This window comes from Micromonospora sp. NPDC005161 (assembly GCF_053599855.1).
In genome coordinates, this window is sequence record NZ_JBSFYQ010000010.1 from 170698 (window position 1) to 194880 (window position 24183).

25 protein-coding genes and 1 pseudogene are annotated in these 24183 nt (G+C 73.1%); 10 read left to right on the top strand and 16 right to left on the bottom strand.

The genetic code is table 11. The features are described from left to right. Nucleotides 1-35: 35 nt before the first annotated feature. From mnmA to ACWD5O_RS12860, 4 genes and pseudogenes are all read right to left on the bottom strand, one after another. Complete coding sequence (gene mnmA / locus ACWD5O_RS12845) at nucleotides 36-1109, bottom strand: tRNA 2-thiouridine(34) synthase MnmA (RefSeq protein ID WP_450085357.1); 1074 nt, start codon at nucleotides 1107-1109, stop codon at nucleotides 36-38. Between the two features lie 98 nt (nucleotides 1110-1207). Then, on the bottom strand, nucleotides 1208-2383 hold the full coding sequence (locus ACWD5O_RS12850) for a cysteine desulfurase family protein (RefSeq protein ID WP_450085358.1): 1176 nt from the start codon (nucleotides 2381-2383) through the stop codon (nucleotides 1208-1210). Nucleotides 2384-2555: 172 nt separating this feature from the next. Beyond that, on the bottom strand, nucleotides 2556-3212 hold the full coding sequence (locus ACWD5O_RS12855; RefSeq protein ID WP_354967022.1) for a class F sortase: 657 nt from the start codon (nucleotides 3210-3212) through the stop codon (nucleotides 2556-2558). Then, a pseudogene (locus ACWD5O_RS12860) lies at nucleotides 3209-4040 on the bottom strand (DUF4397 domain-containing protein). The gene ACWD5O_RS12855 and the pseudogene ACWD5O_RS12860 overlap by 4 nt, the downstream one beginning before the upstream one ends. A 231-nt stretch (nucleotides 4041-4271) precedes the next feature. Here ACWD5O_RS12860 and ACWD5O_RS12865 point away from each other — a divergent pair. Further along, on the top strand, nucleotides 4272-4874 hold the full coding sequence (locus tag ACWD5O_RS12865) for an RNA polymerase sigma factor (RefSeq protein WP_450085359.1): 603 nt from the start codon (nucleotides 4272-4274) through the stop codon (nucleotides 4872-4874). Continuing rightward, a complete protein-coding gene (locus ACWD5O_RS12870) occupies nucleotides 4828-5622 on the top strand; it encodes an anti-sigma factor (protein ID WP_450085360.1) in 795 nt (264 codons plus the stop codon). Before ACWD5O_RS12865 ends, ACWD5O_RS12870 begins: the two co-directional genes overlap by 47 nt. Before the next feature lie 162 nt (nucleotides 5623-5784). Here the strand turns inward: ACWD5O_RS12870 and ACWD5O_RS12875 are convergent, their stop codons facing one another. The 4 genes from ACWD5O_RS12875 to ACWD5O_RS12890 all read right to left on the bottom strand — a co-directional run bounded on the left by ACWD5O_RS12875 (nucleotide 5785) and on the right by ACWD5O_RS12890 (nucleotide 8937). Next, a complete protein-coding gene (locus ACWD5O_RS12875; RefSeq protein WP_121652417.1) occupies nucleotides 5785-6744 on the bottom strand; it encodes an electron transfer flavoprotein subunit alpha/FixB family protein in 960 nt (319 codons plus the stop codon). 15 nt (nucleotides 6745-6759) lie between these two features. Next, a complete protein-coding gene (locus tag ACWD5O_RS12880) occupies nucleotides 6760-7539 on the bottom strand; it encodes an electron transfer flavoprotein subunit beta/FixA family protein (protein WP_450085361.1) in 780 nt (259 codons plus the stop codon). Between the two features lie 199 nt (nucleotides 7540-7738). Then, complete coding sequence (locus ACWD5O_RS12885) at nucleotides 7739-8137, bottom strand: hypothetical protein (RefSeq protein WP_354967026.1); 399 nt, start codon at nucleotides 8135-8137, stop codon at nucleotides 7739-7741. A 2-nt stretch (nucleotides 8138-8139) separates the two neighbouring features. Then, nucleotides 8140-8937 (bottom strand): GNAT family N-acetyltransferase, encoded by a 798-nt coding sequence (locus ACWD5O_RS12890; RefSeq protein WP_387326916.1) that lies wholly within the window; start codon nucleotides 8935-8937, stop codon nucleotides 8140-8142. Nucleotides 8938-8978: 41 nt separating this feature from the next. Here ACWD5O_RS12890 and ACWD5O_RS12895 point away from each other — a divergent pair, with 41 nt between their 5' ends. From ACWD5O_RS12895 to ACWD5O_RS12905, 3 genes are read left to right on the top strand one after another with little or no spacing between them, the layout of a single operon-like run. After that, on the top strand, nucleotides 8979-9371 hold the full coding sequence (locus ACWD5O_RS12895; RefSeq protein ID WP_354967028.1) for a YidH family protein: 393 nt from the start codon (nucleotides 8979-8981) through the stop codon (nucleotides 9369-9371). Then, a complete protein-coding gene (locus ACWD5O_RS12900) occupies nucleotides 9368-9697 on the top strand; it encodes a DUF202 domain-containing protein (RefSeq protein ID WP_354967029.1) in 330 nt (109 codons plus the stop codon). Before ACWD5O_RS12895 ends, ACWD5O_RS12900 begins: the two co-directional genes overlap by 4 nt. 27 nt (nucleotides 9698-9724) lie before the next feature. Then, the gene (locus ACWD5O_RS12905; protein ID WP_121675266.1) at nucleotides 9725-10135 is read left to right on the top strand and encodes a PLD nuclease N-terminal domain-containing protein; all 411 of its coding nucleotides are present in this window, start codon (nucleotides 9725-9727) and stop codon (nucleotides 10133-10135) included. 78 nt (nucleotides 10136-10213) lie between these two features. Here ACWD5O_RS12905 and ACWD5O_RS12910 read toward each other — a convergent pair whose 3' ends face one another. The 4 genes from ACWD5O_RS12910 to ACWD5O_RS12925 all read right to left on the bottom strand — a co-directional run bounded on the left by ACWD5O_RS12910 (nucleotide 10214) and on the right by ACWD5O_RS12925 (nucleotide 14674). Further along, nucleotides 10214-11023 carry an ABC transporter permease gene (locus ACWD5O_RS12910; RefSeq protein ID WP_450085362.1) on the bottom strand — a complete coding sequence of 270 codons (810 nt, stop codon included), beginning with the start codon at nucleotides 11021-11023 and terminating at the stop codon, nucleotides 10214-10216. Then, nucleotides 11020-11991 carry an ATP-binding cassette domain-containing protein gene (locus tag ACWD5O_RS12915; RefSeq protein ID WP_450085363.1) on the bottom strand — a complete coding sequence of 324 codons (972 nt, stop codon included), beginning with the start codon at nucleotides 11989-11991 and terminating at the stop codon, nucleotides 11020-11022. The genes ACWD5O_RS12910 and ACWD5O_RS12915 overlap by 4 nt, the downstream gene beginning before the upstream one ends. A 170-nt stretch (nucleotides 11992-12161) precedes the next feature. Continuing rightward, nucleotides 12162-13784, bottom strand: coding sequence for an acetolactate synthase (locus ACWD5O_RS12920; protein WP_450085364.1), 1623 nt, complete (start codon nucleotides 13782-13784; stop codon nucleotides 12162-12164). Nucleotides 13785-13900: 116 nt separating this feature from the next. Beyond that, nucleotides 13901-14674: an enoyl-CoA hydratase/isomerase family protein gene (locus tag ACWD5O_RS12925; RefSeq protein WP_450005283.1), complete on the bottom strand. Its 774-nt coding sequence runs from the start codon at nucleotides 14672-14674 to the stop codon at nucleotides 13901-13903. Nucleotides 14675-14772: 98 nt separating this feature from the next. Here ACWD5O_RS12925 and ACWD5O_RS12930 point away from each other — a divergent pair, with 98 nt between their 5' ends. Together ACWD5O_RS12930 and ACWD5O_RS12935 are read left to right on the top strand one after the other, a co-directional pair. After that, on the top strand, nucleotides 14773-15252 hold the full coding sequence (locus tag ACWD5O_RS12930; RefSeq protein ID WP_354967034.1) for a DUF6232 family protein: 480 nt from the start codon (nucleotides 14773-14775) through the stop codon (nucleotides 15250-15252). 315 nt (nucleotides 15253-15567) lie between these two features. After that, a complete protein-coding gene (locus ACWD5O_RS12935; RefSeq protein ID WP_387326902.1) occupies nucleotides 15568-16296 on the top strand; it encodes a hypothetical protein in 729 nt (242 codons plus the stop codon). A gap of 128 nt (nucleotides 16297-16424) precedes the next feature. Here ACWD5O_RS12935 and ACWD5O_RS12940 read toward each other — a convergent pair whose 3' ends face one another. Continuing rightward, entirely contained in the window at nucleotides 16425-17321 is an 897-nt protein-coding gene (locus ACWD5O_RS12940; protein ID WP_450085365.1) for a ribokinase, read from the bottom strand. Nucleotides 17322-17344: 23 nt separating this feature from the next. Next, nucleotides 17345-18187: an ABC transporter ATP-binding protein gene (locus tag ACWD5O_RS12945; RefSeq protein WP_450085366.1), complete on the bottom strand. Its 843-nt coding sequence runs from the start codon at nucleotides 18185-18187 to the stop codon at nucleotides 17345-17347. Nucleotides 18188-18318: 131 nt separating this feature from the next. Here ACWD5O_RS12945 and ACWD5O_RS12950 point away from each other — a divergent pair, with 131 nt between their 5' ends. Next, complete coding sequence (locus ACWD5O_RS12950; RefSeq protein ID WP_450085367.1) at nucleotides 18319-19326, top strand: ABC transporter ATP-binding protein; 1008 nt, start codon at nucleotides 18319-18321, stop codon at nucleotides 19324-19326. Continuing rightward, a complete protein-coding gene (locus tag ACWD5O_RS12955) occupies nucleotides 19323-20336 on the top strand; it encodes an ABC transporter permease subunit (RefSeq protein ID WP_354967041.1) in 1014 nt (337 codons plus the stop codon). Before ACWD5O_RS12950 ends, ACWD5O_RS12955 begins: the two co-directional genes overlap by 4 nt. A 121-nt stretch (nucleotides 20337-20457) precedes the next feature. Here the strand turns inward: ACWD5O_RS12955 and ACWD5O_RS12960 are convergent, their stop codons facing one another. Further along, the gene (locus ACWD5O_RS12960) at nucleotides 20458-21633 is read right to left on the bottom strand and encodes an ROK family transcriptional regulator (protein WP_450085368.1); all 1176 of its coding nucleotides are present in this window, start codon (nucleotides 21631-21633) and stop codon (nucleotides 20458-20460) included. A gap of 166 nt (nucleotides 21634-21799) precedes the next feature. Here ACWD5O_RS12960 and ACWD5O_RS12965 point away from each other — a divergent pair, with 166 nt between their 5' ends. Continuing rightward, nucleotides 21800-23254: a glycoside hydrolase family 3 N-terminal domain-containing protein gene (locus ACWD5O_RS12965; protein WP_354967043.1), complete on the top strand. Its 1455-nt coding sequence runs from the start codon at nucleotides 21800-21802 to the stop codon at nucleotides 23252-23254. 254 nt (nucleotides 23255-23508) lie between these two features. On the opposite strand, the gene ACWD5O_RS12970 is transcribed toward ACWD5O_RS12965, so the two are convergent. Then, a complete protein-coding gene (locus ACWD5O_RS12970) occupies nucleotides 23509-24171 on the bottom strand; it encodes a GNAT family N-acetyltransferase (RefSeq protein WP_450085369.1) in 663 nt (220 codons plus the stop codon). Between the last annotated feature and the right edge of the window lie 12 nt (nucleotides 24172-24183).

The following is a 24183-nucleotide window of genomic DNA, read 5'->3' on the forward strand; positions in this document are numbered from 1 at the left end:
CCGGGCCGCGACGGCCAGGGCGATGGTGTGCCAGGTCAGCCGGTGATGGTGGCGGAGCCGAGGACCACGTCGCCGGCCGGGTCCGGCCGGTACGCCACCACGGCCTGGCCTGCGGCGACGCCGCGTGCCGGCCGGCGCAGCTCGGCGTGGAGCGTGGCGCCGTCGAGGGCGACGGTGGCCGGCACCACGTCGCCGTGCGCGCGCAACTGCACCTCGCACTCGACCGGCGCGTCCGGGCGTGGGCCACCCGTCCAGACCGGCCGTTCGGCACGTACCCGGGACACCTCCAGCGCCTCGGCCGGGCCGACCGTCACAGTGTTGGTTTTGGGCGTGATGGAGAGCACGTAGCGCGGCCGGCCGTCCGGGGCGGGCCGGTCCAGGTGCAGCCCGCGACGCTGGCCCACCGTGTACGCGTACGCCCCGGTGTGGCTGCCGACCACCGCGCCGGTGCTCGCGTCCACCACGTCGCCGGGCGCCTCGCCGAGGCGGCCGGCCAGGAAGCCGCGGGTGTCGCCGTCGGCGATGAAGCAGATGTCGTGCGAGTCCGGCTTGTCGGCCACCGCCAGGCCACGCTCGGCGGCCTCGGCGCGGACCTGCGCCTTGGTCGAGTCGCCGAGCGGGAAGATCGAGCGGTCCAGCTGCTCGCGGGTGAGCACGGCCAGCACGTACGACTGGTCCTTGGCCACGTCGACACTGCGGCGCAGCAGCCCGTCGGGGCCGAGGCGGGCGTGGTGGCCGGTGACCACCGCGTCGAAGCCCAGGGCCACCGCCCGGTCCAGCACCGCGGCAAACTTGATCTTCTCGTTGCAGCGCAGGCAGGGATTCGGCGTACGACCGGCGGCGTACTCGGCCACGAAGTCGTCCACCACGTCCTCGTGGAACCGGTCGGCCATGTCCCAGACGTAGAACGGGATGCCGATCACGTCGGCGGCCCGCCGGGCGTCCCGGGAGTCCTCCAGCGTGCAGCAGCCGCGCGCCCCGGTCCGGTAGGTCTGCGGATTGCGGGCCAGCGCCAGGTGCACCCCGGTCACGTCATGCCCGGCCGCCACCGCCCGCGCCGCCGCCACGGCCGAGTCAACCCCGCCCGACATCGCCGCCAACACCCTCACCAGCTGACTCCCTTCCCTCCTCCAGCCTATCCACCCCGTCCGGCGACCCTTCGCGCCCGCACCCGACCCCGCCCCATCCCGGCCCTGGCCGGGGGGTGTCAGCGGGGGGTGCGGAGGGCGGCGGCTCGGCGGGCGCGGTCGACGGCGGCGGGGAGGGCCGCGATGAGGGCGTCGATCTCGTCCTGCGTGCTGGTGTGCCCGAGCGTGAAGCGCAGCGAGGAGCGGGCGCGGTCGTCGTCGGCGCCCAACGCCAGCAGTACGTGCGAGGGCTGGGCCACCCCGGCTGAGCAGGCCGAACCCGTCGAGCAGGCGATGCCCTGGGCGTCGAGCAGGAGAAGCAGGGCGTCACCCTCGCAGCCCGGGAAGGAGAAGTGCGCGTTGCCGGGCAGCCGGTCGACCGGGTCGCCGTTGTAGACCACCTCGGGCACCGCCCGGCGGACCCGCTCGATCAGGTCGTCGCGAAGCGCGGCCACCCGGGCCGCGTACTCCTGCTGGCCCTTCACCGCCGCCTCGACAGCGACCGCGAAGGCGACGATGCCGGCGGTGTCCAGGGTGCCGGAGCGGACGTCGCGTTCCTGTCCGCCGCCGTGCAGCAGCGGCGTGGCCGCCACGTCCCGGGCGAGCAGCAGCGCGCCCACCCCGGTCGGGCCACCCAGCTTGTGTCCGGTGACGGTCAGCGCGGCGACGCCGCTCGCGGCGAAGTCGACCGGCACCTGCCCGACCGCCTGGATGGCGTCGGTGTGGAACGGCACGCCGTGCTCGGCGGCGACGGCGGCCAGTTCGGCCACCGGCTGGATGGTGCCGACCTCGTTGTTCGCCCACATGGCGGTGACCACGGCCACCCGGTCGGCGTGCGCGGCCAACTCGGCGCGCAGGTCGTTCGGGTCGAGCCGACCGGCGGCGTCCACCGGCAGCCAGCCGACCTCGGCCCCCTCGTGCTGGGCCAGCCAGTCCACCGCGTCCAGCACCGCGTGGTGCTCGACGGCACTGGAGATCACCCGCCGGCGGTCGGGGCCGGCCCCGCGCCGCGCCCAGAAGATGCCCTTGACCGCGAGGTTGTCGCTCTCCGTGCCGCCGCCGGTGAAAATCACCTCGGACGGCCGGGCACCCAGCACGGCGGCGACGCGCTCGCGCGACTCCTCGACCCGGCGGCGGGCACGGCGACCCGCCGCGTGCAGGGAGGACGCGTTGCCGACCTTCTGGGCGGTGGCGACGTACGCCTCCAGTGCCTCGTCGAGCATCGGAGTCGTCGCCGCGTGATCCAGGTATGCCATCACCGTTCAGCCTACGGCTGACCGGTCAGGGAGCGGACGCGGGAGGGACCCGGCCGACAGCCGGAACCCGCGACCATCCCTGGGCGTGGCGCCGCCGGGGCGGGAAGGGCGCGACCCTCCCCACCCCGACCCCCGGGTCCGCCCGTCGAACGGCCGCGGGCGAGCCATCCGGTCAGGCCGGCACCGCGGTGACGACGATGTTGTCCCGGTACCTGCGCGCGGCGGCGTCGAACGGCCCTCCGCAGGTGATCAGGGTCAGCCGTGGCTTGCCGTCCCGGGCGAAGTACCGGTCCAGCGGGATCCTGGTCTTGGCGTACTCCTCCCGGGCGACGACCCGGTACCGCCGGGCCTTGCCGTCGCTGCCGGTCGCGGTCAAGGTGTCCCCCTGGCCCAGCTCGCGCAGCCGGAAGAACGCTCCCCTGCCCTGCCTGGCGCTGTCCACGTGGCCGGCGATGACCACCGAGCCGGCGTCCGCCTCCAGGCCGGGGCCGTACCGGTACCAGCCGATCCGGTCGACGCTCGGCGGCACCTCGAACTCGTTGGTCCGCTGGTTGATGCCGACCGCGTCGACCGTGGCGGTGACGCCGATCTCCGGGATCACCAGGCGGACCGGCGGGACGGTCACCGCGCCAGCCGGCAGTCCCCCGGCGGTGACCGGGACCGACGGGGCGGCCGCCGGCGGCGCGGCGGTGGCGGTGGCCAGCGCGCTCGCCTCCTCGGCGCCGACGTCGTCGGCGGGCTGGGAGCCGCACGCCACCAGGGTCGCGACGGTGAGCGCGGCAACGCCGGCGGCCAGGGCCGCCAGCGCGCCGCGGTTGCGCACCGTCACGTGCGGCCGGTCCGCGCGGTGGCCATCCGCACCCCGCCGCCGAGCAGCAGGAGTACGCCGGCACCGGTGAGCACGTACCACCAGGTGTCCACACCCGTGCCGGCCTGACCACCGTCACCGCTCGGCACGCCGCCCGGGGCGAAGTGCAGGCCGGTGATGGTCTGGGCGACCACGTCGAGGTTCTTGGCCTCGGCCGAGCCGATCGCGTAGACGATCGTCGCGGTGCCCTCCTTGAGGTTGAGGTCCGCCGGGCCGATGGCCACGGTGTCGGTGCCGGCCAGCACCACGTCCGCCTGCACGCTGCCCGCGTCGACGTCGCCCTTGGCCTCGTTCGGGTTGGTCAGGCCCTCGAAGACCGGGGTTCCACCGGCACGGACGTCCACCTCCGGGACGGCGGCGGTGTGCCGCACGATCAGCCGGGCCTTGCCGGCGTCGACCTTGGAGACGTCGTTCGCGAACGGGGTGATCTTCGGCTGGCCGGCGGCGTCGAGGTGTGCCGCGATGCTGATGTTCGCCCCGCCCGGCACCGCGGCGTCGTCGACCTTGAGGATCGCCTTGTCGATTGCCTCACCGGGCTTGGTGAGCGCGATGTCGTACTCGCCCTCCTCCAGGTTCAGCGAGCCGGCCACGTCACCGGGCTTGAAGTTGTCGAGGGTCTTCTTGCCGTTGACGTAGACGTCGACCGGGGTGTCCGGGATGCCGTGCACGACGGAGACCTTCGACGTGGCGGCGTACGCGGGGGTGGCGGTGAACGCGCCGACGCCGGCGAAGACCAGCGCAGCGACGGCGCCACCGGCGGCGACCCGACGGAAAGTACGAGAGCTGCATGTCTGCCTCCTGCTGATTGGTGCTGATTCGTCAGGCCTGGCTTGCAGAACGGGTTACGCCGGCTCCGCGACGGGTGGATGCGATCGGACATGGATTTCTTTTTTCGGCCCGGTCCGCATCCGAACCGGGTCCGGGGAACGAAGAGCTTCGTGAGATGACATCGACGGGGAGAGTGGGGCGGAGGCTGTGGGAGTTACAGTCGGGCATGCCCCATCGAAGGCGAGCAGCCCGATGACGGCGTCCGGACAGGAACCCGACCTCCCGGTGGACGACCTCGCCCGCCGGTTCCGCGCTGGCGACGAGGTCGCGCTCCGCGAGGCGTACGACCGGTACGGCCGCGCCGTGCTGCACCTGGCCACCTCGATGCTGGCCAACCGCGGCGACGCCGAGGACGTGACCCAGGCGACGTTCGTCGGCGCCTGGCTGGGGCGGGAGACCTTCGATCCGGCCAAGGGTTCGCTGATCGGTTGGCTGCTCGGCATCGGCCGGCGCAAGGTGATCGACCGGATGCGGGCCACGGCCCGGGAGACCCGGGTGGTCGAGACCGTCCGTCAGGTGCCCGAGCCGGCGCAGACCGGTCCCGATCCGGACCGGGTGGTCGATCGGCTGGTGGTCGCCGACGAGCTGGCTCGCCTGCCGGACGACCAACGACGCATGCTGGAGCTGGCCTTCTACGACGACCTGACCCACCAGCAGATAGCGGCGGTGACCGGCGTGCCGCTGGGCACCGTGAAGAGTCACATCCGGCGCGGCATGGCGAGCTTGAAACGCAGATGGGAGGTGGACGGTGCAGCACCTGGACCACGACCGGCTGGTCTTTCTGGCGCTCGGTGAGAGCGAGGCGGACAACGGGGAGAGCACCCACCTCGACACCTGCGCGCACTGCCGGGTGGAGATGGAGAGCCTCCAGCAGGTGGCCGGGCTCGGCGCGGAGACGCAGGGGTTGGCTGACCTGCCCGACCCGCCGGAGCACGTCTGGCAGGGCATCACGGCGGAGATCAGCGCCGCGGAGGCCCTGCCGTCGCTGACCGAGACGCGTCGACGGCAGGCGGCCGAGCCGGTCAGCGGTACGACGGACGAGCCAGCGTGGCCCGGTGCCGCCGGTCGGACGACCCGCTCCCGGTCCCGCCGTCGCGCTCGCCGGTCGGGCTGGGCGGCCACCGCGGTCACCGCGGTCGCGGCCGCGGCGGTCGGCGTGGTGGGCACGGTGTCGGTGCTGCGCCAGGACGACCCGGAGCCCGCTCCGACGCAGCCGGTGGTGGCCAGCGCGCCGCTCGCTGCCTTCGGTTCGACACCGAAGTTGGCCCAGGGTGACGCGCGGGTGCTCCAGAACGGCCAACTACATCTGCACGTGGCGAATCTCCCGCGCGTGTCGGGGTACTACGAGGTCTGGCTCATCAACCCGACGACCATGGAGATGTTCTCGATCGGCACCCTCGGTGCCGACGCGGACGCTCTGCTGCCACTGCCCCCGAATGTCGACCTGAAGAGCTACACGGTGGTCGACGTCTCCGCCGAGCAGTACGACAACAACACCCGTCACTCCGGCGACAGCCTGCTGAGGGGCACCCTGACGGGCTGATCGGCGGGCCGGCTCAGCTCCCCGGCCCGCCGATCAGCTCCCTTTCCACCGCCGGGACACGGCGGGTTCCACGCGGAAACGACGAGTGGCCGCCCGACACCCGGGCGGCCACTCGTCGTCGTACGGTCCGGGGCGCCACCGTTCGGCGTCGCCCCGGGAGCGTCACTTGCGCTTGCGGATCTCCTCGGCGGCCTGCGGAACGACCTTGAACAGGTCCCCCACCACGCCGAAGTCGGCCAGCTCGAAGATCGGCGCCTCGCCGTCCTTGTTGACCGCGACGATGGTCTTCGAGGTCTGCATGCCGGCGCGGTGCTGGATGGCACCGGAGATGCCGAGCGCGACGTACAGCTGCGGGGAGACCGTCTTGCCGGTCTGGCCCACCTGGAACTGGTGCGGGTAAAAGCCGGAGTCGACCGCGGCGCGGGACGCGCCGACGGCGCCGCCGAGCAGGTCGGCCAGCTCCTCGACCAGCTTGAAGTTGTCGGCGTTGCCGACGCCGCGACCGCCGGAGACGACCACGCCGGCCTCGGTCAGCTCGGGGCGGGAGCCCTTCTGCTCGGCGACCCGGTCGACGACCTTCGCCAGCTTGTCGGTGTCGGTGACCGACACGGTGAGCTGCTCGATCGCCGGGGTGGCCGCCGCCGGGGTCGGGTTGACCGAGTTGGGGCGGACGGTGACCAGCGGCAGGCCCCTGGTGACCTTGGACTTGACGATGGTGGAGCCGGCGAAGGCGACCTGCGTGGCGGTGCCGTCGGCGTCCAGTCCGACGACGTCGGTCAGGATGCCGTTGTCCAGTTTGACGGCGAGCCGGGCGGCGATCTCCTTGCCCTCCTGCGCCGAGGCCAGCAGGACGGCGGCCGGCTGCACCCGCTTGACCAGCTCGGCCAGCACGGTGGCCTTGGGGGCCACCAGGTAGCCGTCGATCTCGTCACCCTCGGCGGCGTAGATCTTCTCCGCGCCGTACTCGCCCAGCTTGGCGCTCAGCGCCTCCGCGGCGCCAGCACCGCCGAGCACCACCGCGCTCGGGGTGCCCAGCTCGCGGGCGAGGGTGAGCATCTCCAGGGTGACCTTCTTGACGCCGAATTCCTTGGTGGCTTCGACGACGACGAGAACCTCAGACATGTCCAGACCCCGCTCTCACACGAACTTCTCGGTAGCGAGGAACTCGACCAGCTTGACGCCGCCCTCGCCCTCGTCGGTGATCTTGGCGCCGCCGGAGCGCGGCGGGCGCTTGGTGTGCTCGACGACGGCGCTGGTGGCTCCGTCGAAGCCCACCTCGGTCTGCGCGACCCCGAGGTCGGCCAGGGAGAGCGTCTGCACCGGCTTCTTCTTGGCGGCCATGATGCCCTTGAAGGAGGGGTAGCGCGGCTCGTTGATGGTGTCCCAGACGGAGACCACGGCCGGGGTAGCGGCGGTGACGACCTCGTAGCCCTCCTCGGTCTGCCGCTCGACGGTCAGCGTGGCGCCGTCGACGGTGAGCTTGCGCGCACCGGTGAGCGCCGCGACGCCGAGCCGCTCGGCGATCATGTGCGGCAAGACCTGGACCCGGCCGTCGGTGGACTCCGCGCCGCAGATCACCAGGTCGGCGTTGAGCTGACCGAGCGCGGCGGCGAGCACCTTCGAGGTGGCCACCGCACAGGAACCGTGCAGGGCGTCGTCCACCACGTGGACGGCCTTGTCCGGGCCCATGGAGAGCGCCTTGCGGATCGACTCGGTCGCCCGGTCCGGACCCATGGTCAGGATGGTGACCTCGCCGCCGTGCGCCTCCTTGATCTTCAGCGCCTCCTCGATGGCGTACTCGTCCATCTCATTGATCACGTTGTTCGCCGAACCGCGGTCGACGGTGTTGTCGTCATTGCGCAGGTTGCGGTCCGCGCCCGAATCAGGCACCTGCTTGACGAGTACGACGATATTCATCGCGCTTCGACGACCCTCCTGTGTGGTGTTGCGATTCGCTCGCCCGGTCTCGGGCGCAGCCTCGCGCGTCGGTCGACGCCGGGTCAACCGCGGAGTGCTGTGCGGTTGCCCACGGCGCAATGTTACCTGCCAGTAGGTTGCGGCCCCCGGGGCACTCAGAGTGACACAGCTCACCGACGCCGGCCGCGGAGCAGGCCGGTCAGGCCAGCGCGCCCCGGATCCGGTCGATGACCGCCGCCTCCTCCGGGGCCACCCCGTCGTGCGCCCGCGCCACCCGGTCCGCCGCGGTCAACACCACCGCGCGGTACGCGTCCACGTCCGCCGGTGACTTCTCCCGCAGGATCCGCATCGCCCGGTCGAGAGCCGGCAGCACCACCGACTCGATCTCCAACTGGGAGTCCCGGGGCATCCGGGGCAGCGGACCCGTGGTCAACGCCTCCTTGACCACCCCGCTGGCGCCGGCCAGCGCGCCGGAGGCGGCGACGCTCTCCCGGATCACGCCCAGCATGCCCGGCTCGGCGTTGGAGACCAGGAAGACGGCCCCGAACGCCCCCGTCTTGAGGGTCAGCCGCTCCTCGTCCGTCAACCGTTGCTCCATGATCACGGAGTGTAGACGTACGGGGTGGTGGTGGTGACCGGGACGAGGCCGAGCCGCTGCAGGATCGGCCGGCTGTCCTCGGACGCGTCGACCTGCAGCAGCGTCCGGCCCCGCTGGTCGGCCAGCCGCGCCCGGTAGGTGACCAGCGCCCGGTAGATGCCCTTGCGCCGCCACTGCGGCAGGGTGGACCCGCCCCAGAGCGTGCCGAAGCGGCTGTTCGCCGGGAACCGCACCCAGCCGGCGCTCACCACCGTCTCGTCCGCCTCGGCCACCACCACCGTGATCGAGTGCGGGTCGGCGTCGATCTCCTTGGCCAGCCCCCAGACCAGGTGCGAGCGGTCCGCCTGCCAGACCTCCTCCTCCATGGCGGCGATCCGCTCCAGGTCGGCCCGGGAGGTCACCTCACGCAGGCGTACCCCCTCGGGGGCGACCGGTAGCGCGGCCGCCAGGGGCGCGACCGGCCCGACCACCACGGTCTCCCGCTCCTGCGCCACGAAGCCGGCCGCGCGCAAGCGGTCCGCCAGATCCGCCGGCTCGTCGTGCCCGTTGAGCTTCCACTCCACCGACTCGCCGCGCTGGCGGAACAGCTCCACCTGCCGGGCGATCAGCTCGTCCAGCGCGTCGCCGGTCAACCCGCCCAGGTCGCGGTAGGTGAGGAATCCGCCGGCGTCGAGCCCGATGATCCGGACCAGCGGCCCGTCCCGCTCCACCGTCACCCCGGCCGGGACCGGATCGGGGATCTCCGGGCGGAGCTGGTTGTCGTAGGCGGCGCGCAAGGTCATCACGTCAAGGTCGGTCACCGGCTCAGGTTAAGCGGCAGGACAAGCGGATAATCGGCAGCGTGAGGGAAGCGATCAGGCGGTGGTTCGACCCGGCGGACCTACGCTCGGTCGGCGAGACACCCGACTACCGCTTCTCCCTGGCCAACGAGCGCACCTTCCTGGCCTGGCTGCGCACCGGCCTGGCGCTGGTCGGCGGCGGCCTGGCCACCGCGCAGTTCCTGCCGCCGCTGCCGCTGGCCCACCTGCGGGAGGCGATCTCCGTCGCGCTGCTGCTGCTCGGCGGCGCCGTCGCCGTCCGCGCGGTGGACCACTGGGCGCGGACCGAACGGGCCATCCGGCTCGGTCAGGAGCTGCCCGCCTCCCGTTTCCCCGCCATCCTCGCCCTCGCCGTCGGTGCCGGCGCGGCGCTGCTGGTGGTCGCGGTGCTGGTCCGGGCGATCGGCGAATCGTGACCGGCGAGCCGGGCCGGGCGGTGCACGGCGGGCGTGACCCCGGGCTGCAACCGGAGCGGACCCGGCTGGCCTGGCGACGGACGGCGCTGGCGCTGACCGTGGTGACCGCGCTGGCCGTCCGGCTCGGGTCGACCGGCGACCCGAGCGGCGCGCTGATCGCCGGCGCCGCCGTGCTGCTCTGGGGGGCGGTGCTCGTGCTGTGCTGGTCGCGGGGCACCGGAACGGGACCGGCGCGCACCGGCGGTCGGACACTGCCCCTGGTCGCGCTGGCCATCGCCGGGCTCGCGCTGCTCGGTGCGCTACTGGTGGTTCGCGGACTGTGGTGACGGGACCGGGTGAGCCATGATAGGTGCATGGCCCGGCTGTACGTACTCCTCTTCCTGGTGCAGATCGTCCTCGCCGTCTGCGCGCTGATCAGCTGTCTCTCCGCCGAGGAGGGCCAGATCCGCGCCCTGCCCCGGATCGCCTGGGTGCTGATCATCTTGTTCTTCCCGCTGGTCGGCTCGATCGCCTGGTTCGTCGCCGGCCGGGAGCCCGGCTCCGGCGCCCGCAAGGCCTGGCCGACCGGCAACCGCCCCGCCGAGCGCCGCCGCCCGGTCGCCCCCGACGACGACCCGGAATTCCTCCGCTCCGTGCAGGAGCGCTCGCAGCAGCAGGACCAGGAGCTCTTCCGCCGCTGGGAGGAAGACCTGCGCCGGCGCGAGGACGACCTGCGCCACCGCGACGGCGAGCCGCCGCGCGAGGGTGACCGGCCGGAGGTGTGAGACCCACCCGCGCCTGGCCACCACACCTTGGCCACCGCGCCCGAGCAGGTCACGGCGGCCCAGGCCGACAGCCGCGGGTCACACCCGACGCTTGAGCCCACGCACCGCCAGCGGAGCGAAGATCACCGCGATGCCGGCGCCCCAGAGCAGCGTCTGGAGCACCGGGCCGGCGACCGGGCCGCCGACCAGGAGGCCGCGTAGCGCGTCGGCCACCACGGTCACCGGGTTGACCTCCACCCAGTTCTGCAGCCAGCCGGGCATGCGGTCGGTGGGCACGAAGATGTTGCTGGTGAAGGTCAGCGGAAAGATCACCATGAAGCCGAAGATCTGTACCTTGTCCGGCTCGCTCACCAGCACCCCGACCAGCACCGAGATCCAGGACGCGGCCAGCGTGAACGCCAGCAGCAGCGCGAACGCCCCGACCACCCCGAGCAGCCCGTTGCCGACCCGGAAGCCCAGGATCGCTCCGACGCCGAGCAGCAGCGCGATCGACCAGGCCTGCTTGACGGTGTCGGCGAGGATCCGGCCGGCCAGCGGCGCCCACCGGGCGATGGGCAGCGCCCGGAGCCGGTCAAAGACGCCCTTGGTGAGGTCGTTGTTCAACCCGAACCCGGTCGTCATGGTGGCGAAGAGCGCGTTCTGCACCATGATGCCGGGCAGCATGAAGGTGAGGTACTCGCCGGAGGAGCCGGCGATGGCGGTGCCGAAGACGTAGGTGAACAGCAGCACGAACATCACCGGCTGGATGCTCAGGTCGAGCAGCTCCATCGGGTTGTGCTTGATCTGCACCAGGCTGCGCCAGGCCAGCGTGAAGGTGTGCCGCAACCCGGCGACGGGGCTGAGCCGTCGGGCCGGCGTCAGAGCGGGGGCGAGAGCAGCGGCGGTCATGCCGGGGTCCTTTCCAGGTCGGTGCCGGCCGGGGCGTCCTCGGCCCGGTGGCCGGTGAGGGAGAGGAAGACCTCGTCCAGACTGGCGCCGTGCAGCGCCAGCTCGGCGACCGCGATCTCGGCCGCGTCGAGGCGGCTCACCACCGCGGGCAGCACACCGGGGTCGTTCACCGCGACGGTGACCGCGTTCTGGGCAACCTCGGGAGACGCGCCGGACACCGCGTGGGCGATGGCGGTCACAGCGCCCAGGTCGGCGAGGTCGGCCGGTCGCACGGTGAGGGTCTGACCGCCGGTCTTGGCCTTCAGCTCCTCCGGCGTGCCCTGCGCGATCACCCGGCCGTGGTCGACCACCGCGATCTCCCCGGCGAGCTGGTCGGCCTCCTCCAGGTACTGGGTGGTGAGCAGCACCGTCACCCCGTCGGAGACCAGGGCGCGGACGATGTCCCACAGGTCGTTGCGGCTGCGCGGGTCCAGGCCGGTGGTCGGTTCGTCGAGGAAGAGCACCTGCGGCCGGCCGACCAGGCTGGCGGCGAGATCCAGCCGGCGCCGCATACCGCCGGAGAAGGTCTTGGCGGCCCGGTCGGCGGCGTCGCTGAGCTGGAAATCGGCGAGCAGTTGACGGGCGCGCTGCTTGGCGTCGGCCCGGCTCAGCCCGAGCAGCCGGCCGATCAGCAGCAGATTCTCCGCGCCGGTCAGGGTCTCGTCGACCGATGCGTACTGGCCGGTCAGGCCGATCAGTTGACGCACCTGATGGGCGTCGCGGACGACGTCGAAGCCGCCGACCGTGGCACGGCCCTCGTCGGCGCGCAGCAGGGTGGCGAGCACCCGCACCGCGGTGGTCTTGCCGGCGCCGTTCGGCCCGAGCAGGCCGAAGACGGTCCCGGTCGGAACCGCCAGATCAACGCCGGCGAGGGCGGTGGTGGCGCCGAAACGCCGCACCAGGCCCTCGGCGCGGATCGCGTAGTCCATCGCAACTCCCTGTCGTCTCCGGTGGTGACACCACCATGGGCGACAGGTCTGACATCCCCGCCGATCCCCGGCTGACGTTACGACGACCGGCGCCGACATTCCGCTGATTTAGCTGCCGGACGACGCCGCGCCGCCGCCCGCTGGGGCGACGGCGCGGCGGCGGGTGCGACTCAGGCCAGGTTCGACGACCGGGGGTACGCGTCGGTCGGGTCGGTGAGCACGTTGACCAGGTACGGCACTCCGGCGTCGAACGCCCGCTGCAGGGCCGGCCCGAGGTCGGCGGCCTTGGCGACCGTCTCCCCCGCGCCGCCGAGCGCGCTGACCACCGTGTCGTAGCGCAACTCCGGCTGGAGGTCGGCCGCGACGTCGTAGCCGTACATGGCCCGCATCGGGTGCTTCTCCAGACCCCAGATGCCGTTGTTGCCGACGACGATCACGACCGGCAGCTTCTGGCGGACCAGCGACTCGACGTCCATCAGCGAGAAGCCGGCGGCCCCGTCGCCCATCAGCACGCAGATCTGCCGGTCCGGGTGACTGACCCGGGCGCCCATCGCGTAGCCCATGCCGGTGCCCAGGCAGCCGTACGGGCCCGGGTCCAGCCAGCTGCCGGGCTGGGCCGGCTCCAGGTACCGCCCGGCGTACGAGACGAAGTCGCCGCCGTCGCCGATGGTGATCGCGTCGCGGGCCAGCACCCGGCGCAGCTCGCCGTAGATCCGCGCCGGCCGGATCGGGTCGGTCTCGGCGGCCATCTCGGCCGCGTCGCGGGCCCGGGCCGCGTCCTCGGCGGCGCGCAGGTCAGCGATCCAGCCGCTGTGATCGGCCCGGTCACCCGCGTGGTCGGCCAGCGCGGAGAGGATCAGGCGCAGGTCGCCGGCGGGTGCGGCGGCCGGCTGCACATGCCCGGCGCGCTGGCTGGGCGCGTCGACGATGTGCACCACCTTGGCGTCACCGAAGTCACCGAAGCTGAGCCGGAAGTCCAGCGGGGTGCCGACCACCACGACCACGTCGGCGCCGGAGAGCGCGGCCCGGCGGGCCTTGGCGAAGGCGAGCGGGTGCTCCGGCGGGAGCGAGCCACGGCCCATCCCGTTGGTGAAGACCGGCACCTGCAACGCCTCGGCCGCCTCTCGCAGCGCGGCGACCGCGTCGCCGGCGTACACGTCGGAGCCGGCGATGATGACCGGCCGCTGCGCGCCGGCGATCAGCGTGGCGGCCCGCCCGACCTCCTCCGGGTCCGGCTCGACCGGGTCGATGCCGGTCGGCGCGGGCACGTCGGCCTCGGCGACCGAGAAGACCGTCTCCAGCGGGAAGTCGAGGAAGGCCGGGCCGCGGTGCGGCGTGAGCGCCGCGGTGAGCGCCGCACCCACCGCACGTGGGATGTCGTCGGTGCTGAACACCGTCTCGGCGTGCTTGGTGACCGGGGCGACCAGCGGCAGGTGGTCCATCTCCTGGAGGCTGCCCGAGCCCCAGCGGAACGCGGGCGCCCTGCCCCCGAGCACCAGCACCGGGGAGGCGTTGAAGAAGGCACTGGTCATGCCCGAGATGCCGTTGGTGACGCCGGGCCCGGCGGTGAGCACGGCGAGGCCGGGACGACGCTGAAGCTTGGCCACCGCCTCGGCGGCGAAGACGGCGGACTGCTCGTGCCGGACGTCGTAGATCGGGAAGCCGGTCTTGTGCGCGGCGTCGTAGAGCGGGAAGACGTGCCCGCCGGAGAGGGTGAACATTTCGCGCACCCCGTGCGCCCGCAGCGCCGCGAGCGCCAACTCCCCGCCGTGACCTTCGACCCGCTCCGTCATCGCCGCTCCCCTTCGTCGCTTCTGACCGGAGGCCCACGCTACTGGCCGGTAGGCAGAATGTGAACCGTTCTCGGCTCACCGTCGGGACGGCGGCACGGACCGCCGGCCCCGGCCGGTCAGCGGCCCGTGAAGCCCGGCTTGCGCTTCTCGACGAACGCCGCCATGCCCTCGCGCCGGTCGTCGGTGGCGAACAGCGCCGCGAAGAGCTGACTCTCCCAGGCCAGGCCCGAGTTCAGGTCCATGTCCAGGCCACCGTCGACCGCCAGCTTCGCCGCGCGCAGCGCCTGCACCGGCCCGGTCAGGTACGGCTTCACCAGCGCGACCGCCGCCTCGTACACCTCGGCGGCCGGGACAACCCGGTCGGCCAGACCGATCCGCAACGCCTCCTGCGCGTCCACCATCCGCCCGGACATGATCAGATCCTTGGCGCGGGCCGGGCCGACCAGCCGGGCCAGCCGCTGGGTGCCGCCGGCGCCGGGGATGATGCCCAGCTTGATCTCCGGCTGGCCGAGCTTGGCATCCTCGGCCACCACCCTCCAGTCGCAGGCCAGGGCCAGCTCACAGCCACCGCCGAGGGCGTAACCGGTGATCGCGGCGACCACCGGCTTGGGGATCCGGGCGATCGCGCCGAGCGCGCTGGACAGGTCCGCGGCCCGGTCGGCCATGTCCACGTAGGACATCTCGGCCATCTGCTTGATGTCCGCGCCCGCGGCGAAGACCTTCTCCCCGCCGTACACGATGACGGCGCGGACTTCCGGATCGGCGGTCGCCGCCGTCGCGGCGGCGCGCAACTCCTCCTGCACCTGGGTGTTGAGCGCGTTCATCGGCGGCCGCTCCAGCCGGATGGTGCCGATGCCGTCCTTGGTCTCCAGCCGAACGAACTCGCTCACGCTGCCCTCACTTCCTCGTCGAAGTCGCGTGCCAACCTTACGACCCGGCTCGTTGGAGTAAGTAGTCTGGTGTCAGCCCCGCGGGCGGGAGTCCAGCCATGATCACCTATTACGACGACAGGTCGGTGCAGGTCACCTCCACCGCCGTCCGAGTGGACGGCCGTAGCTACGCGCTGGCCGACATCACCATGATCTGGCACCGCCGGGGCAGCCGCTCCTGGCGGGTGCTCGTCGGGCGGGGTGCGATCGGCGCCGCGCTGGCCGGTCCGCTGGTCGCGGCCGTGCTCGGCATCGCCGTGGCCGTCTGGCTGCACCGCTCGCCCACCGTGACGATCGCGATCGTCGGCGCGTCCGTGCTGGTGGGGCTGGCCGTCGGCCCGATCGCCGACTTCCTCTTCGAACACCTGGACCGCTCGTACGCCCGGGGCAGCCGGCAACTGGAAATCTGGGCGCGCTGGCGCGGCCAGCCGGTACGGCTGCTGCGCACCGGCGACGCACTGCGCTTCGGTCAGATCTACCGGGCGGTGCAGCGCGCGGTCGAACGCAACCACCCCGCCCGCCCGGCCACCCGCCGATAACAGCCAACCTAGAACGAGATCTTGGACAGTTACCGTTCGGCGTGGACTGTTCAGTCCCATGACCTCTGTCGTAGTTCATGTCCCGGTTCCTGTGTCACAAGATCAGCATTCTGGGTGGGGACGCGTTGCCAGGCTTGACTGCAAGGCGTGGCGAATCGGCGTCAGGTGATGAGTGCGGTGGATGCCCTGCTGACCGCTGGGGTGAAGATCGATAACGTGCAGCAGTGGTGTCGGGACAACGGCGTCAACCCGCGCACGTTCTACCGACACCGGGCGCTCGGGCGGTTGTGGTGCGGGCGGCGCACACTTGATCCCATGGCGATTCCCCTCCCCACACCCGCCGCGGTGGTCGGCCTGACCCGCTCCGCCCTCGACCAGACGCTCGGCTCGGCCGCCTCGCTCGCCGCCGTGCCCGCCCGCGCGTTCGCGGTGCTGGACGGGGTGGAGGCGCTGCTGGCCCGGATCAACGGCGTCGTCGATCGGATCGAGACGACGTTGGACCGGACCGACCAGGTGCTCACCGACGCCGAGACGGCGGTCCGTGAGGTGGCCGTGATCAGCGCCGCCGCGACCACCGCCATCGACACCGCCACCGAGGTGGCGACGGCCGCGGCCGTGGTGGTCCGGGAGGCCGATCAGGTCGCCCGTCGGGCCGGGACGGTGGTCGCCGAGGCCGAGACGGTCGCCGGCCGGGCCGCGGCCACCGTGGGCACCGCTTCCGAGGCGGCGGCCACGGCGGCCGAGTTGCTGGCGGCGTACGAGCCGGCACTGCGGCGGGCCGCGCCGATGGCGGGGCGGTTCGTCGGGGAGCTGAGCCACGAGGAGGTCACCGCGGCGATCCGCCTGATCGACGAGCTGCCCAAGCTCAAGCAGCACCTGACGGCGGACATTCTGCCGATCCTGGCCACCCTGGACCGGGTTGGACCGGACCTGCACGACCTGCTCGACGTCACCCGCGACCTCAAGCTCGCCGTCGCCGGTATCCCGGGCCTGGGCATGCTGCGCCGGCGGGGCGAGAAGCTCAGCGACGATCTGGTCGGCTGAGCCTCGCCGGCCCGCCCGGTCAGCAGTCGCAGGTGATCGACGCGCGTGGCGCGGTCAGGTCGTCGAACCGGGCGCCGAACCTTTCGCACCGGGGCGGCGGCCGACCGGCCGGCGTAGCGCGGGTGGGCTCAGCCCGGGGCGTACAGCTCGTCGATCTGGGCGCGGCGGGGCAGCGCCACCGAGGCGCCGAGCCGGCGGACGCAGGCCGCGCCGGCCGCCGACGCCCAGCGCACCGCGTCGACCAGGTCGCGTCCCTCGCCCCAGCCGACGGCCAGCGCGGCGGTGAACGCGTCGCCGGCCGCGGTGGAGTCGACCACGTCGACCCGGACGGCGGGCACGTGCACCTCGGTGCCCTCGCGGTCGACGTACCAGGCGCCCTCACCACCGAGGGTGAGCACGGCCCGGGGCACCAGGTCGAGCAGCCCCCGTGGCTCGTCCCGACCCCGGCCGGTGAACGTCTGCGCCTCGCCCTCGTTGACGACGAGCACGTCCACCGCGGCGAGCAGCTCCGGTGGGAGGTCCCGGGCCGGGGCGGCGTTCAGGATGACCCGGGTGCCGGCGGCGCGGGCGGCCACCGCGGCGGATGCCACGGTCTGCACCGGGATCTCCAGCTGGGCGACCAGGACGTCGGCCCCGCGTACCGTGGCCAGCTCCTCCTCGGTCAGGCCGGTCAACGCGTCGTTCGCGCCGGGGGTCACCACGATGGCGTTCTCCCCCTGCGCGTTGACCATCACCAGCGCCACCCCGGACGCGCCGTAGACCACCCGCAGTTGGCCGGTGTCCACGCCGGCGGCGGTGATGCGGGCCTTGAGGGTGACGCCGAACGCGTCGGAGCCGATCGCGCCGAGGAAGGCGCTGGAGGCGCCGGCCCTGGCCGCGGCGACGGCCTGGTTGGCGCCCTTGCCGCCGGGCACCATCACGAAGTCGGTGCCGAGCATCGTCTCGCCCGGCCGGGGCAGCGCGGGCGCCATCGCGACCAGGTCCATGTTGGCGCTGCCCACCACGACCACCCGGGTCTGCGGCACGGTCACCTCCGCCCTGCCGGCGCTCAGGCGGCGCGAGCGGTGTAGCGGTCGCCGGACCGCTCGACCACCAGCGGCAGGCCGAAGGTCTTGGAGAGGTTGTCGCCGGTCAGCGTCTCGGCGAGCAGGCCCTGCGCGACCACCCCGCCCTCCCGCAGCAGCAGCGCGTGGGTGAACCCCGGTGGGATCTCCTCCACGTGGTGGGTGACCAGCACCAGGGCCGGGGCGTCCGGGTCGTACGCCAGCTCGGCCAGCCGGGCTACGAGGTCCTCCCGCCCACCGAGGTCGAGCCCGGCGGCGGGCTCGTCGAGCAGCAGCAGCTCGGGGTCGGTCATCAGCGCGCGGGCGATCTGCACCCGCTTGCGCTCACCCTCGGAGAGGGTGCCGTAGCGGCGCTCGGCGAGACCGCCGATGCCGAGCTGGCTCAGCAGCGCCCGCGCCCGCGCTTCGTCACCGCGGTCGTAGCTCTCCCGCCAGCGGCCGACCACCGACCAGGCGGCGGTCACCACCACGTCGCTGACCCGCTCTTCGGCGGGCAGGCGCTCGGCGAGCGCGGCGGTGGAGAGCCCGATCCGGGTACGCAGCTCGTTGACGTCGGTGCGGCCGATCCGCTCGCCGAGCACGTGGGCGACACCGGTGGTGGGGTGCAGCCGGCCGGCGGCGAGGTTGAGCAGGGTGGTCTTGCCGGCCCCGTTGGGACCGAGCACCACCCAGCGCTCGTCCAACTCGACCCGCCAGGTCAGATCCTGCAGCAGGGCGGTGCCGGACCGGCGTACGCCGACGCCGTCGAGGCTGACCACCAGATCCGGGTCCACGGGTGCGGCGGCAGGCGCGGCGTTGGCAGCGCCGGGGATCAGGTCACCAGTCACCGGACCATCCAACCACGCACCGCCGTGGTGCCCCCCATGGGCGGCGCCCCGGTCATAGGGTGAGGCGCCGTGTCGTTGATCACCACACCCGGAGGACGGCCCATGCCCCGTCGAGGTACGGAGCCGCGCGGATGAGCGCGGTCATCGAGATCGAGGGTCTGCGCAAGACCTTCCGCAGCCTGCGGAACGGCCGGAGGGTCGCGGTTGACGGGTTCGACCTGCTGGTCGAGGCGGGTCAGATCCACGGGTTCCTGGGTCCGAACGGTTCCGGCAAGACCACCACCCTGCGTGCCCTGCTCGGGCTGGTCCGGGCCGACGGTGGGCGGATGAGTGTGCTCGGTGAGCCGTCACCACAGCTGCTGCCCCGGGTGGCCGGCCGGGTCGGCGCCATCGTGGAGAGCCCGCAGTTCTTCGGCAACTTCACCGGGTACCGCACGCTGCGGCTGCTGGCCCGCGCCGGCGGGGTGCCGATCGCGCGGGTGGACGAGGTACTGGAGACGGTGGGCCTGCGCGACCGGGGCGACGAGCGGGTGAAGGGCTACTCGCTGGGCATGAAGCAGCGACTCGCGGTGGCGTCCGCACTGTTGAAGGACCCGCAGTTGCTCATCCTGGACGAGCCGGCGAACGGGCTGGACCCGGCCGGCATCCGGGAGATGCGGGACCTGATGCGGGCGCTGGCGGCGGCCGGGGTGACGGTGCTGGTGTCCAGTCACATCCTGGGCGAGATCCAGCTGATCTGCGACCACGTCACGATCATTTCCCGGGGCCGGCGGGTGGCGACCGGCCGGGTGGACGAGGTGCTGGCCGGCCACGACCGGCACGAGTTCCTGGTCCGGGTGGCCGAGCCGGAGCGCGCCGTGGAGCTGCTGCACGAGGCCGAGCTGACGGCGAGCGTGGACGGCGCGGCGCTGGTGGTGGGCGGCGTGACCGACCCGACGGTGATCAGCCGGGTGCTCGGTGAACAGGGGCTGTGGGTGGGCGAGCTGACCCCGCTGCGGCCGGATCTGGAGAGCGTCTTCCTGGAGCTGACCGGCGCCGGCGGGCATCCGTCGGTGCCCCGGCAGGTGGACGACTCGGGGCTGCCGCCCGGTGCGGGCGATGCTGTGATCGATCTCGACGTACGGGGAGTGGACGCGTGAACCTGGTCCGTGCCGAGGTGGAGCGGCTGTCCGCGCGTCGCTTCGTGCAGCTCATGGTCGTCCTGCTGGTGCTGGCGTTCGGCGTCACCGCGGCGACCACCCTGGCCGGCTCGCACAAGCCGAGCGCGTTGGAGCTCAGCTCTGCGCGGAACCAGGCCGCCGAGGCGCGGCAGAGCATGGAGAACGAGTACCAGCAGTGCCTGGCCCGACAGAACGGGCTCCCGTCGAGTGACAGCGAGCGGTACTACCCCTCCGACTGCTCGGAGATCGACCCGACGCTGCGGGACCGGCTGCCGATTGCCGCCGACTTCCTCCCCGGAGTGTTCAGCTTCGCCCAGCAGGCCCGCCCGCTGCTCTACTTCCTCATCGCGTTCCTGGTGCTGTTCGGGTTCCTGGTCGGGGCCTCCTACATCGGCGCGGACCTGAACTCCGGCGGCGTGGTGAACCTGCTGCTCTGGCGGCCGCGCCGGATGACGGTGCTCGGCGCGAAGCTGGGCACCCTGCTCGGCGCGGTGCTGGCGCTGGCCCTGGTGGCCTCGGTGGTCTATCTGGCCACGTTCTGGGTCATCGGGCAGACCGCCGGGCTGGGCGGCCCGCTGGGCGGTGACTTCTGGCGCTCCCTCGGGGCGGTGCACGGCCGCGGCCTGGTGCTGGTGTTGCTGGCCAGCGCGCTGGGCTTCGCCATCGCCACGCTGGGGCGGCACACCTCGGCGGCGCTCGGCGCGGTCGCCGCGTACGCGGTGGTCTGGGAGCTGGGCGCCCGGCTGGTGCTGGAGATCGTCGACGCCCGCCGCCCGGACCAGCTGATGCTCTCCAGCTACATCGGGGCGTGGCTCAGCGGTGAGGCGCGGTTCTACGACAGTCAGCTCTGCTCCGGCACAAGAATGGGCATGTACTGCGAGGGTTTCTACTCGCTGACCTGGGCGCCGTCGCTGGTGGTGCTGCTCGTGCTCACCGGCGGGCTGACCGCGGCGGCGTTCGCCGTGTTCCGTCGCCGCGACCTGATCTGAGTCGCGGCCCGGGCCGTCCGCGCTGGTCGGGCGGCCCGGCAGGCCGGGGGTGGTCACGGCAAGAGCTTGCAGCATGCCTGCCAGCGGTGAAATATTTCTTCACATGACTGCCCCAGCGGGCTCAGCCGACGGTGGAGCCGAACACCTCGTCGCGGACGGCGTCCAGTGCGGTGCGCAGCGCACCGCGCAGGATCGGCTCCTCGGTCAGCCCCGTGGGCACCACCCGGGGCCGCACCAGGGTGATCGCTGCGACCTCGTGCTGCACCCGGTCGGCGAGCGCGGCGCCGCCGGCCTGGCCGACCTCCCCGGCGAGCACGACCAGCGGCGGGTCGAGCACCACGCAGGTGCTGGCCACACCGAGCGCGAGCCGGCGGGCGAGTTCGTCGAGCATCGGGGCGCCGGCGTCGCCGGCCGCGACGGCCGCGCGGACCGCGTCGGCGGCGTCGGTGTCCGGGTAGCCGTGCTCGCGTGCCACCGCGCGAACCGAGTCCCCGCCGATCAACTGCTGGAAGGCCGGCTTGGCGCGACGGGAGACGTCACGCGGGATGGGCGCTCCGGGCACCGGCAGGTAGCCGATCTCACCGGCCGCGCCGCTGCTGCCGTGGTGCAGCCGCCCACCCAGCATGATCGCCAAACCGACGCCGGCGCCCACCCAGACCAGCACGAAATCGGCCAGTCCCTGCGCGGCGCCGGACTGCGCCTCGGCCACCGCGGCCAGGTTGACGTCGTTCTCGAAGACCACCGGAGTGTGCAGGTCGTCGCGCAGGGCGGCGAGCAGGCCGCTGTGCCAGCGCGGCAGGTTGAAGGCGAAGGTGATGTCGCCGGTGTGCGGGTCGACCAGACCGGGCGTGCCGAGCACGATCCGCCGTACGCTGCTCAGCTGCGCTTGGGCGCTGCTCGCGGCCTGCACCACGGCGTTGTGCACCACGCCCACCGGGTCGTCGGTGTCCCGGGTGGACTGTTCCACCCGGCCGATCACGGCACCGGTGATGTCGGCGCAGGCGGCCACCACCCGGTCCGGCCCGACGTCGACACCGACCACGTGTGCGCTGCCCGGGCGTACCGCGTAGAGCTGCGCGTTCGGGCCGCGCCCGCCGGCCTGCTCACCGACCCGGGTGACCAGGCCACGCTCCTCCAGTCGCTCGACCAACTGGGAGGCGGTGACCTTGGACAGCCCGGTCAGCTCACCGAGCCTGGCCCGGGTGAGAGGCCCCCGCTCGAGGAGCAGTTCCAGCGCGGCACGGTCGTTGAGCGCCCGCAACAGGCGGGGGGTGCCGGGCAGCCGGGTCGCACTCATGCCACGTCCTCTAGTTTTAGTAAACTTTGCTAACTGTAAACCGACCTGCGAACGGGTAGCCGTAGCGTATCGGCCACCCGGAGGCGGAGCGCTCGGCCGACCCGGCAGGGCGACGACCACTGCCGGTACGACATTCGTACCCGTGGGCACCGAAGGGGGAGATCACGTGGGGCTCGATCCAGGACTGCGCCGGCTCGCGCTCGGCACGCTGCTCGCCGCGTACCCGGGACCGGTCCCCCCGGACTGGGCCGTCGACCTGGTGTCCGACGGGCTGGCCGGGCACACCCTGTTCGGCACCAACGTGCACGACCCGTCCCAGGTGGCGGCGAGCACCGCCGCGCTGCGCGCCGGCCGGGCGGACGTGTTGATCGCCATCGACGAGGAGGGTGGCGACGTGACCCGGCTGGCCCATGCCACCGGCAGCCCGTACCCCGGCAACGCCGCCCTCGGCGCGATCGGCGACGTGGCGCTCACCCGACGGGTCTACCAGGCGATCGGCACCGAGCTGGCCGACCTCGGCATCAACGTCAACCTCGCCCCGACGGTGGACGTGAACAGCGCCGACGACAACCCGGTGATCGGCACCCGGTCGTTCGGCGCGGACCCGGTGCGGGTGGCCGCCCACTCGGCCGCCGCCGTGGCCGGCCTGCAGGCCGCCGGTGTCGCCGCCTGCGCCAAGCACTTCCCCGGCCACGGCGCCACCGTCACCGACTCCCACCACGAGTTGCCCACCGTGGACGTTCCACTGGCCCTGCTGCGCCAGCGGGACCTGCCGCCGTTCGCCGCGGTCGTCGCCGCCGGGGCGCGCGCGGTGATGACCGCGCACATCCGGGTGCCGGCGCTGACCGGCACCGGTCCGGCCACCTTCAGCCGGGCCGTCCTCGTCGACCTGCTGCGCACCGAGTACGGCTTCACCGGCACCGTCATCACCGACGCGCTGGAGATGAAGGGCGCGGCAGTGGCGGCCGGCGGCGTGGGCCCCGCGGCGGTGCGGGCCCTGGCGGCCGGCGCCGACCTGCTCTGTATCGGCGCGAAGGTCGACGCGGAGCTGGTCGAGCGGGTGGTCACCGAGATCGTCGACGCGCTCACCGACGACCGTCTGGCCACCGCCCGCGTCGAGGAGGCGGCCGGCCGCGCCGCCGCGCTCGCCGCCTGGACCCGGACCGCCGGCGAGACGCCGGCCAGCCCCGAAACCGATCTGGGGTACGCGGCGGCGCGCCGGGCGGTCCAGGTGGATGGGATCCTCACCGGCCTGGGCCGGCCGCTGGTGGTGCAGCTGCACACCGAGTCCACCATCGCCGAGGGGCGGGTGCCCTGGGGCCTCGGCCCGCACCTGGACGGTGTGCAGGAGATCCGGGTGATCGCCGCCGAGACCGACAGGGCGACGCTGCGCGAGCTGGCCGGTGACCGGCCGATCGTGCTGGTCGGGCGGCACCTGCACCGGCTGCCCGGCGGCCCGGAGCTGATCGCCGGGCTGGCCGCGGAGCATCCGGTGACCGTGGTGGAGATGGGCTGGCCCGCGCAGTGGCGCCCGGCCGGCGTACGCGCCTTCGTCACCACGTACGGCGCGAGCCACGCCAACGGTCGGGCGGCGGCAGAGGCACTCGGCCTGGCGGGCTGAGGCAGGCCAATCTGCACTCTGCGTGACCACGCCTCACCGAGCACTCGATGAGCTCCGATCCAGGTCAAGTCCGCTATTCGACACTCCGAACCGACAGCTCGCACCTTGCACCGAGCCCGCTCGATACGTAGCGTGATCGGCACGTACCGGCCCGTTCACCGCGCGGCCGGTCACCCGTCAACCGGGACCTGGGGGAAGGTTGCGGACCGTGGATCCGGCCCGGGATCCACGGTCCGCGCCCTGCGACGGCAGCCTCAGCGCGGATAGACCCCGTAGGCACGCCAGCCCCGGTCCGGGAAGCCGGCTGCCTCCGCGACCCGGGCCGAGGCGTGGTTGTCGCGCTCGTGCAGGTAGGTGGGCACCGCGCCGTCGTCGAGCACCCGCCGGGCCGCCTGCGCCGCCAGCCGGCGGGCGAGACCGCGACCACGCGCGGCGGGCACGGTGCCGATGGCCAGCTCGTGCCCGTACGCGTCGTGCCGCTTTATCCCGGCCCCGGCCAGGTAGTTGCCGTCCGGGTCGCGGACCACCAGCACCGGCTGGTCGAACAGCCGCAGCCAGGGCGGCAGCCCGGGGGCCGTCGACTCGGTCCACTCCCCCACGTCGGACAGCGGCGCGGGAGCCAGGGTCCACCGGAAGGGGCCGTCGTGCACGCACCAGTCGGGCAGCCCGACGGTCTCCGGCAGCGCCGCAAGCAGCCGGTTCGGCGTATGGCGGGCCAGAGCGCGGCTCGCCGCCAACCGGTCCGGCGGCACGGAGAGCACGGCGCTCTGCCCGGTGTCCACGGCGAGCGCCGGGCGCAGCCGGCCATCCCAGGCCGGTTTCGCCCGGCGGTGCGAGGCGATCACGTGCAGCCCCGCGGGGGCCGGCCACTGGCCGAGCCAGGTGGCCAGGTGCAGCTGGAGCCGTCGGTCGAGCACGTGCACCTCCCC

Coding starts and splice junctions, on each gene's coding strand:
- ACWD5O_RS12850 (WP_450085358.1), bottom strand. CDS start 2,383: ATGGCATACCTGGATCACGCGGCGACGACTCCGATGCTCGACGAGGCA.
- ACWD5O_RS12865 (WP_450085359.1), top strand. CDS start 4,272: ATGACGGCGTCCGGACAGGAACCCGACCTCCCGGTGGACGACCTCGCC.
- ACWD5O_RS12875 (WP_121652417.1), bottom strand. CDS start 6,744: ATGTCTGAGGTTCTCGTCGTCGTCGAAGCCACCAAGGAATTCGGCGTC.
- ACWD5O_RS12880 (WP_450085361.1), bottom strand. CDS start 7,539: ATGAATATCGTCGTACTCGTCAAGCAGGTGCCTGATTCGGGCGCGGAC.
- ACWD5O_RS12885 (WP_354967026.1), bottom strand. CDS start 8,137: ATGGAGCAACGGTTGACGGACGAGGAGCGGCTGACCCTCAAGACGGGG.
- ACWD5O_RS12905 (WP_121675266.1), top strand. CDS start 9,725: ATGGCCCGGCTGTACGTACTCCTCTTCCTGGTGCAGATCGTCCTCGCC.
- ACWD5O_RS12910 (WP_450085362.1), bottom strand. CDS start 11,023: ATGACCGCCGCTGCTCTCGCCCCCGCTCTGACGCCGGCCCGACGGCTC.
- ACWD5O_RS12915 (WP_450085363.1), bottom strand. CDS start 11,991: ATGGACTACGCGATCCGCGCCGAGGGCCTGGTGCGGCGTTTCGGCGCC.
- ACWD5O_RS12920 (WP_450085364.1), bottom strand. CDS start 13,784: ATGACGGAGCGGGTCGAAGGTCACGGCGGGGAGTTGGCGCTCGCGGCG.
- ACWD5O_RS12930 (WP_354967034.1), top strand. CDS start 14,773: ATGATCACCTATTACGACGACAGGTCGGTGCAGGTCACCTCCACCGCC.
- ACWD5O_RS12935 (WP_387326902.1), top strand. CDS start 15,568: ATGGCGATTCCCCTCCCCACACCCGCCGCGGTGGTCGGCCTGACCCGC.
- ACWD5O_RS12950 (WP_450085367.1), top strand. CDS start 18,319: ATGAGCGCGGTCATCGAGATCGAGGGTCTGCGCAAGACCTTCCGCAGC.
- ACWD5O_RS12960 (WP_450085368.1), bottom strand. CDS start 21,633: ATGAGTGCGACCCGGCTGCCCGGCACCCCCCGCCTGTTGCGGGCGCTC.